This is a genomic window from Paractinoplanes deccanensis, assembly GCF_016862115.1.
Taxonomy (GTDB): Bacteria; Actinomycetota; Actinomycetes; order Mycobacteriales; family Micromonosporaceae; genus Actinoplanes; species Actinoplanes deccanensis.
Map to the genome: position 1 here is coordinate 1 of NZ_BOMI01000138.1, position 9027 is coordinate 9027.

At 73.3% G+C, this 9027-nt stretch carries 5 protein-coding genes; 3 read left to right on the forward strand and 2 right to left on the reverse strand.

Annotated features, from left to right (window positions below; all coding sequences use genetic code 11):
- Positions 1 to 863 precede the first annotated feature (863 nt).
- Positions 864 to 5069: a WG repeat-containing protein gene (locus tag Ade02nite_RS34030; protein ID WP_203772807.1), complete on the forward strand. Its 4206-nt coding sequence runs from the start codon at positions 864 to 866 to the stop codon at positions 5067 to 5069.
- Positions 5070 to 5090: 21 nt separating this feature from the next.
- Positions 5091 to 6089 (forward strand): aldo/keto reductase family protein, encoded by a 999-nt coding sequence (locus Ade02nite_RS34035; RefSeq protein WP_203772809.1) that lies wholly within the window; start codon positions 5091 to 5093, stop codon positions 6087 to 6089.
- 23 nt (positions 6090 to 6112) lie between these two features.
- Here the strand turns inward: Ade02nite_RS34035 and Ade02nite_RS34040 are convergent, their stop codons facing one another.
- Both Ade02nite_RS34040 and Ade02nite_RS34045 read right to left on the reverse strand, forming a co-directional pair.
- Positions 6113 to 6937 (reverse strand): site-2 protease family protein, encoded by an 825-nt coding sequence (locus tag Ade02nite_RS34040; protein WP_203772811.1) that lies wholly within the window; start codon positions 6935 to 6937, stop codon positions 6113 to 6115.
- A gap of 1 nt (position 6938) precedes the next feature.
- A complete protein-coding gene (locus Ade02nite_RS34045; protein ID WP_203772813.1) occupies positions 6939 to 7136 on the reverse strand; it encodes a hypothetical protein in 198 nt (65 codons plus the stop codon).
- A gap of 81 nt (positions 7137 to 7217) precedes the next feature.
- On the opposite strand from Ade02nite_RS34045, the gene Ade02nite_RS34050 reads away from it, so the two are divergent.
- Positions 7218 to 9027, forward strand: a 1810-nt coding sequence (locus Ade02nite_RS34050) for a bifunctional adenosylcobinamide kinase/adenosylcobinamide-phosphate guanylyltransferase (RefSeq protein WP_203772815.1), incomplete at its 3' end; no start/stop codon positions are given.

A 9027-nucleotide genomic window follows, 5' to 3' on the forward strand; every position in this document is an offset into this window, starting at 1 on the left:
ACCCCGTCTCCGCGCCGGCACCGGCCACTTCGGGCCACCCCGTCTCCGCGCCGGCACCGGCCACTCCGGGCCACCCCGTCTCCGCGCCGGCTCACTCGGGCGGGTCCGCCTGGCCGGTCTCCGGCCCGGCCCAGCCACCCTTCGTCCCCGGTCAGGCCGGTCCCACCGGACCGGCTCGCCCGGTCAGCGCCCCGGTCCAGCCGGTTTCCGCTCAGGCCGATCCCGCCGCGCACGCGTGGCCTCCTTCGAGCGCGGGCCAGCCACCCACGGTCCCGGCCCAGCCGGCCGCCGGCCGCCCTGTCTCCGCACCGGTCGACCCCGGCGCATCCGCCTGGCCGCCGCCAGGCGCGGGACAGCCACCCACAAGCTCGGCGCGGCCCACCTCCGGCACAGCGCGGCCGCCGGCCCCGACGCACCCTGTCTCCGGGGTCGCGCAGCCTCCAGCGGGCCCCGCGCACCCCGTCTCCGGGATGGCGCAGCCCTCAGCGAACCCCGTCTCCGGGATGGCGCAGCCCGCTGCGGGCCCAGCCCACCCGGACTTTGGGATGGCCCAGCCCTCAGCGGTTCCGGAACACGCTGTCTCCGGAACGGCCCAGTCGCCGACCGGGCCGGCCCACCCGGTATCCGGTGTGGCGCAGCCCGGCGCAGGCCCGGCGCAGCCCATCTCCGCGACGGCGGCACCGACGCATCCGGTTTCCGGAGTCGCGCAGCCTCCAGCGGACCCCGCACACTCCGCCTACGGGATGGCGCCACCCGCTGCCGGCCCCGTCCACCCGACGTCCGGAATGGCTCAGCCGCCGACAGCGACACACCCGACGTCCGGAATGGTTCAGCCGCCGGCGGCCGCACGCCCGGTATCGGGCATGGCTCAGCCTCCGGTCGTGCTCGGGCAGCCTTCGGGCGGGCCGGCATGGGGTGGTTCCGCGGCTCCTCAGCAGGGCTTCGCCGGTCCGGCGGAGGTGCCGGCACGGCCGGTCTCCGCTCCCAGCGAGCAGGCCGCGGCCGCCGACTTCGGCCGGGCCGGGTACTACGAAGACCAACCGGCCTACGAGCCCCGCGGACGCCACACGGTCGCGCCAGAGCAGGAGCCCCACGAACCGGGACCGCTCCAGCCTGTGACCGCGCCGCCCTACCTGGTCTCCGACGAGGACCGCGAACCGGAGCAGCACTACGACCCGTCCGTGGGCCCCGTCTCGTCGGTGGGCCCCGTCTCGTCGCTGCCCGCCCAGCCCGTGCTCCCCAGCGGCCCCGTCGCCGGCTCCGGCATCGCGCCGATCACCGGCCTACCCGCCGCTGACGCACCGGCCGCCCACGACCCGGCGCACAATTGGGCCGTTTCGGCCGCGCCGGCTTCCGCCGTGCCCCACCAGGCCACCCCGGCATCCAGCCCGACCACTCCGGCATCCGCGGCCCCGAGCCCAGCCACGCCCACCTCCGCAACGGCCACCCCATCCGTGCCCGCCTCCACAGAGCCCGGCCCGACCACGCCCGCGTCCGCGATGCCCAGCCCCACCACACCCGCATCCGCGATGCCCGGCCCCACCACACCCGCGTCCGCGATGCCCGGCCCCACCACACCCGCGTCCGCGGTGCCGCACACCGCTGCGTCCACTTCTGCTACGCCCGCCCCGGGGACGCCGGCCGCGCCCGCGTCCGGTGTGCCGGCGGCTTCAGAGGCCGGCGACAGCGAGCAGCCGCGCGGACTCGGCTGGCTGCTCTCCCAGAGCGGCCTCGGCGCGATCACACCGCTGCCGCCGCCGGAGCCGCTCCTGGCGATGATCGAGGCAGAGGCGGAGGCGGAAGCAGAGCCCGAGCCCGAAGAGGTGCGCCCGGTAAGCGCCGCCCCCGAGAAGCAGAACTGGTTCGTTCCGCCCACCGACGAGGAACTCGCCGAGCAGCCCGCCACGCCGCCGGCCGGCGCCCCGGAAGCCGATCAGCACGAAGCCACCCACGAAACGGCGGCGGAACTCGGCGCACCCGACCCCGTCGCCGACCAGTCGACCGCGGAGACGACCGAGACCGAACAGGTCGCCCACGACCACGCCGAACCGCTTCCGACCGAGGCCGACGAGCTCACCCACCGGCACCAGGCGCCCGAGCCGGCCGAGACCGGCGAGGCCGACCCCCAGCCCTCGGCACCCGAGCCGACCGACGGCGACCAGCTTGCCCACGAGCGTTCGGCACTCGAGTGGACCGAGACCGAACACCCCACCCACCAGCACCCGGCGCCCGAGTGGACCGAGACCGAAGAGGCCGACCCCCAGCCCTCGGCAAGCCAGCCGACCGACGACGACCAGCTCACCCACCAGCACCGGGCACCCGAGCCGACCGACGACGACCAGCTCACCCACGGGCACCCGGCACCCGAGTCCGCCCAGACCGAAGAGGCCGACCCCCGGCCCTCGGCACCCGAGCCGGCCAACGACGACCAGCTCACCCACCAGCACCGGGCACCCGAGCCGACCGACAACGACCAGCCCACCCACCGGCACCCGGCACCCGAGTCCGCCCAGACCGAAGAGGCCGACTCCCAGCCCTCGGCGTCCGAGCAGGCGGAGGCTGAAGAGGTCGCCCACCAGCACCCGACACCCGAGTGGACCGAAAGCGACCAGCCCACCCACCGGCACCCGGCACCCAAGTCCGCCCAGACCGAAGGAACCGACCCCCAGCCCTCGGCTCCCGAGCAGGCAGAGGCTGAAGAGGTCGCCCACCAGCACCCGGCATCCCAGCGGACCGAGACCGAACAGCGCACTCACCAGCACCCGGAGTCAGAGTGGAGCCAGGCCGAAGAGGCCGTCCGACAGCACTCGGCGCCCGAGCCGGTGGAGGCCGAAGAGGTCGCCCACGAGTTGGTCGCGTCGGAGCCGGCGGCAACCGAGCAGGTCGCTCACCAGCACCCCGCCTCAGACCCACACGTGCTCGACGAGGAAGAAAGCGACCACCCCGCGCAGCGGGACCGGGCCGAACCGCACGATGTCGACCACGCCGAAGCCGAGCAGGCCGCGCACCAGCACGACGAGGTCGGGCACGACGAGGCCGGGCACGACGAAGCCGGGCACGACGAAGCCGAGCAAGCCGTGGTCGCGACCCCAGTGCCGGAACAGGCCGAGGTCGAGCACCCCAACCCGGAGCAGATCGGGGTGGAGCACGACCACCCCGAGCCCGCGCCGTTCGAGCCGGCCGCTTCGGAGCAAGGGCAGGCCGAGCCCGATGAGGTCGGCCGGCCCCAGGCCGAGCACGACTGGGCTCAGCAAGACCAGGCCGACCACGCCGAGGCCCAGCAGGATCACGCCGAGCCGGACGAGAACCGGCTCGACGTCGCCGACCACGAGGCCCAAGACGCCCTGGCAGGCCAGACCGACGACGATCACGAGCACGTCACGGCCGAGCAGCACGAAGACCAACTGGCCGCCGCCAAGGAAGACAAGGCCGAGAAAGACAAGGCCGACGAAGACGAGGTCGAAGAAGACGAGGCCGAGGAAGACCAGACCGAGAAGACCTCGCCCGACTTCGACCAGGACGACACCGAGCCGGCCCTCGCCGCGCAGGAGGACGCCCAGCCCCCCACAGCCCAGACCGACCACGACCCGGCTGAGCAAAACGACACCGAGCAGGACGAAACCGTCCACGGCACGACCGAACCGGACGAAACCGACGAAGACCTCACCCCCGCCGAGGACGACCTCCCCCCGACAGGCCAGCACATCGAGATCGAGCTCCCCCACAACGACTGGGCCCGCTTCGAGGAAGACCCGGACCCCGCCGACGCCCTGCTGGAGGTCGCCGAGTCCCCGTCGGCCGAGTTCGGCAACGCCGACACCGCGGGCAACGAGGACACCGTCGACGCCGAGCTGCTGGAGTCCGAGCCCCCCGCGAGCCCCGAGGACCCCGAGCACCCCGAGGACCCCGAGGACCCCGTCGAGGAGATCGTCGACGCCGAGCTGGTGACCGAGGAGACCCAGAAAGCCGTTCTCGCGGTCCCGCGCGTGCCCGCGGCCCCCATCCGGCAGCGCGGTGACAAGGTCGCCCCGCAGTCGCGGCGGGCGGATCCCGAGCAGGTGCTTTCGGCGTACCCCTGGGTCTTTGATCCGGCGACGCTGCGGGAGCGGATCGAGGAGAGTGACCCCATGGGGGTCGTCATCGACCGGCTCACCGACAAGCTCGAGTATGCCGAGCGCGACGCCGTGCGGGCCCGCCTGCTGAGCCTGCGGGCCGTGGCCGAGCGGCTGCTCGACGAGCTCGACGACGCGCTGGAGGATGCCGAGGAGGCCCTCGAGCATGCCAGGCGGGCCGCCGATCCGGTGCTCGAGGCGACCGTTCTGGGGCGGCTCGCGCATGTGCGGCAGTGGCGTGGCGAATACGCCGAGGCCGATCGGTTGTACGCCGCGGCCGCGTCGCCGGAGCTGCCGACGCGCCTGCAAGCCGAGATTCACGAGCTTGCCGGGCGGTCGGCGTTCGAGCAGGGGCGCTACCTGGAGGCCGTCAACCACTTCGAGACCGCGCTCGACCTGCGCAAGGGCACCGATCCGGACCTCATCGAGCGGATCGAGCTGGCCCTCGACACGATCACGGGACTGACCACCGAGGGATGGGGCCCCTATCCCCGTACCGAGGAAGAGATCTTGGGTCTGGAGAAGCCCGCCGAACCGAGACCGGACGGCTTCGAGGACGCCAAGCCGTTCCTGCACGGGCTCGCCCTGGTGAAGACCGCGGACGGCTGGGGCGCCGTCGACCGGGACGGCCAGGTCGTCGTCGCGCCGCGGTACGACGAGTTCGCCACCGTCCTCGCCACGGGCCAGCACATCGACGGCTTCACCTCCGACGGGCTCGCTGTCGTCCGCAGCGGCGAGCGGCAGGCCGTCATCGACCGCGACGGGCGGGTCGTGCTCGCGCCCGAGTACGCCGAGGTGCGGGTCCACCCCGCCGGATTCCTGGTCGGCGACAAGTTCGGGCTGTGGGGCGCGCTCGGCCGTGACGGCTCGCCGCTGGTCGAGCTGAAGTACAAGGACCGCACCGATGTGATCGAGGAGATCGAGCGTCGTCTGCCCGCCGCCCGGCCGGTTCTGTGAAAAGGCAATAGTGTCGGGGGCATGGAGTTTCGTCATCTGGGCCGTTCCGGCCTGCTCATCAGCGAGATCGCGTACGGCAACTGGATCACGCACGGTTCTCAGGTGGAGGAGGACGCCGCGGTCGCCTGTGTGCGCGCGGCGCTCGACGAGGGCATCACGACCTTCGACACCGCCGACGCGTACGCGGGCGGGCGCGCCGAGGAGGTGCTGGGCCGGGCGCTGAAGGGCGAGCGCCGCGCCGGTCTGGAGATCTTCACGAAGGTCTTCTGGCCGACCGGGCCTGGCCCCAACGACCGCAGCCTGTCCCGCAAGCACATCATGGAGTCGATCGACGCCTCGCTGCGCCGCCTGCAGACCGACTACGTCGACCTCTACCAGGCGCACCGCTACGACTACTCGACGCCGCTCGAGGAGACCATGCAGGCGTTCGCCGACGTGGTGCGCTCCGGCAAGGCGCTCTACATCGGCGTCTCGGAGTGGACCGCCTCGGAGATCCGGGCCGGCTGGGAGCTCGCGCAGGACCTGAAGATCCCGCTGGTGTCGAACCAGCCGCAGTACTCGGCGCTGTGGCGGGTCATCGAGGCCGAGGTGGTGCCCACCTCGATCGAGCTCGGCATCGGCCAGGTCGTGTTCTCGCCGATCGCGCAGGGCGTGCTGACCGGCAAGTACGAGGTCGGCAAGCAGCCGCCGCAGGGTTCGCGCGCCACCGACCAGCAGGGCGGCGCCGGGTTCATCGCCCGCTTCCTGCGCGACGACGTGCTCGGCGCGGTCGCCAAGCTGAAGCCGCTCGCCGAGCAGGCCGGCCTCTCGCCGGCCCAGCTCGCCGTCGCCTGGGTGCTGCAGAACTCGAACGTCTCGGCCGCCATCATCGGCGCGTCCCGCCCCGAGCAGGTGCGGGACAACGCCGCCGCCTCGGGCGTGAAGCTCGACGCGGACCTGATGAAGGCGATCGACGCGGCCCTGGACGAGGTCGTCGAACGCGACCCCGCCCAGACCAAGTCACCGGCTCGCCGGCCGTAGGGGCAAGGCGCTTCTGGTCCGGCTCAGCTGGACCAGAAGCGCATCAACTCCAGGCCGACCTGGATCAGCGCCTCGGACAGGCCGATCTTCTCGGCGATCCAGAAGACCACGTCGTAGAACCACTGCCCCACCTTGGTCTGCCAGAGCAGCAGGAAGAGCAGGATGAAGCCGTACGGCGCGAACAGGTTCCACGCGCGCTGGTAGGCCGGGCTCATCCACGGCGCGATGATGCCGCCGCCGTCGAGGCCCGGGATCGGCAGGAAGTTGAGCACGCTCGCGGTGATCTGGAGGAACGCCAGCGCCGCCAGCGCCGCCCAGAACTCCAGGTGCTCGGTGGAGCCGCTCAGCGCGTACCCCCCGACCGACGGCACCAGCGTGGGGCCGACGCCGGCCAGGAACGGGATCGCCACCAGCAGCGCGAGGATCACGTTGGTGAACGGGCCCGCGAAGCTGATCAGCGAGTCCTTCACCTTGCTGCGGATGTAGCGGTGGTCGACCCAGACCGCGCCGCCCGGCAGGCCGATGCCGCCGAGGATCACCACGACCACCGGCAGCACGATCGACAGCAGCGGGCTGGTGTACTTCAGCGGGTTGAGCCGCAGGTAGCCGCGCTCGGCCACGGTGTGGTCGCCGGAGAAGTAGCCGATCAGCGCGTGCGCGTACTCGTGCAGGCAGAGCGAGACCAGCCAGCCCGCGACGATGAAGAGGAAGACGTCGACCCGGACGTTGCCGAACCCCGTCCAGGTCATCCAGCCGCTGACCACGAAGACCGCGACGATGCCGACGAAGACGGGGCTCGGGATGAACGCGTTGCGCGGCGTGCGCGTGTAGACCGGTTCGTAAGTCACGTCATTCCGCCGGCAGCAGGCTCATCCGGTAGTCGACCCGGTCGTCCTCGACGAGCACCACGCTCGTCACGCCGGCCTCCGTCAGGCTGCGCCACTCCTGGCCGATCCACGACTCGGCGTCGGACTGGCTGCTGAACGTCTCCGGCGGCCCGGCCACCGGTTGCCCGTCGACGTTCTCGTACCGCCAACTCCACGGCATTCGCCGCCCCCTCACGTCCTCGGTCGGTGCGTCTCCACCCTACGGCGTCGCGCTGTGCGCCCCGGCCTTAAGGTACGGGGCATGTCCGATGATCGGTGGCACACCGTCCTGGTGCTCGGCGGCATCCGCTCCGGCAAGTCCGAGTTCGCGGAATCGCTCGTGGCGGACGCCCCCGCGGTCCGATATGTGGCCACGGCCGTGGGCGGCGAGGACGACCCGGAGTGGCTGGAGCGGATCGAGGCCCATCAGCGGCGCCGCCCGCAGGCCTGGTCGACCGAGGAGACGGGCGCCGACCCGGCCCGGCTCACCGAACTGCTCATCGAGGCCAAGCCGGACGACACGCTGCTGGTCGACGACCTGGGTGGCTGGGTGGCGGCGCTGCTCGACCCGGCCCGCCAGCCCAACGACGACCAGGCCGACGTGGACGCCCTGGCGGCCGCGGTGCGGGGCTGCGAGGCCCGGGTGGTGCTGGTCAGCCCCGAGGTGGGCCTCACGCTCGTGCCGACCACCCCGGTGGGGCGCGCCTTCGCCGACGCTCTCGGCACCACCAACCAGGCTCTGGCGCAGGCTTGCGACGGGGTCGCGCTGGTCGTCGCGGGCCAGGCCGTCTGGCTCAAGGACCCGTTTTCTGTACGGGATTCCGCACCGGCCCGACCGCAGGAACCGGGCCCGCGTGCTACCGGGCCGGCACCCGCGCCCGCGTCTCCCGTCGTCAGCCCCGTGCCGCCACCGGCCTCGCCGGTTGTCAGTCCCGCCCCGGTCGCCGAGACCGAGCCGACTCCGCTCGCCCGGGTTCTCGACGAGCCCACGATGAGCCTGCCGGCGATCGGCGCCCGCCCGGTCTTCGAACCCGGCATGGACCTGCCCCTGCCCGACACCGAGACCGGCCCCGAGGCCCGCGAGCGCCTCGCCACCGTCGACTTCCCCGGCTCCGGCCTGGGCCGGCTCACCGGCGCCGTCGAGTTCGCCGCCGCCACCCAGGGCACCGTCACCCCGCAGCCCTGGTCGTCCGTGCGGGTCCTGCTGCTCTCCGCCCGCCACTCCGGTGCCGCCGGCGCCGGTGACGACCTCGTCGACGTCGAGCGCCGGGTTGCCCAGGTCGAGAACGGCGAGGGCGTGTTCAGCCGCCTCGCCGGCGCCGCGGGCGCGGACATCGCCATCATGCGCACGGCCGAGTCCACCGCGATGGAGGACGGCCCGGTCCTCACCGCCGACGAGGTGGAACATCACCTGCAGACCGGCTGGCAGCTCGCCGAGGCCGCCGCCGACGCCGGCAAGGACCTGCTCGTGCTCGCCTCCATCGGCGTCGGCACCGACGCGGTCGCCGCCGCGGTCACCGCCGCCACCACCGGCGCCGAGGCCGTCGCGATCCTGCCCCGCGTGCTGCTGCCCGGCGGCACGTACGACGACGAGTCGTGGATGCGCCGCGCCTCCGCCGTCCGCGACGCCCTGCACCGCATCCGCCGCGAGCCCCGCGGCGCCAAGGACCTGCTCCGCGAGCTGGGCGGCGCCGACATGGCCGTCGCCGTCGGCGCGATGCTCGGCGCCACCTCCCGCAGGCTCCCGGTCCTCGTCGACGGCCCGCTCGGCATCGCCGCCGGCCTGATCGCCCGCGACCTGGGCAGCCAGGCCAAGCACTGGTGCCTGCTGGCCGACTCGGGCGGCCTGCAACTGGTCAAGGAGGGCGGCGACTTCCTCGGCCTCACCCCCGTGCTCGACCTGGGCCTGGGCCTCGGCGAGGGCGCCAACGCGCTCGCCACGCTTCCCCTGCTCCGCACCGCCGTCGGCCTCGCCGGCACCGTGGCCGTCCACCCCGCCATGCTCGCCGAGCTGGGCGACGGCGGCGCCACCGACCTGATCGTCCCCAACAACGACGACGTCGACTTCGCCG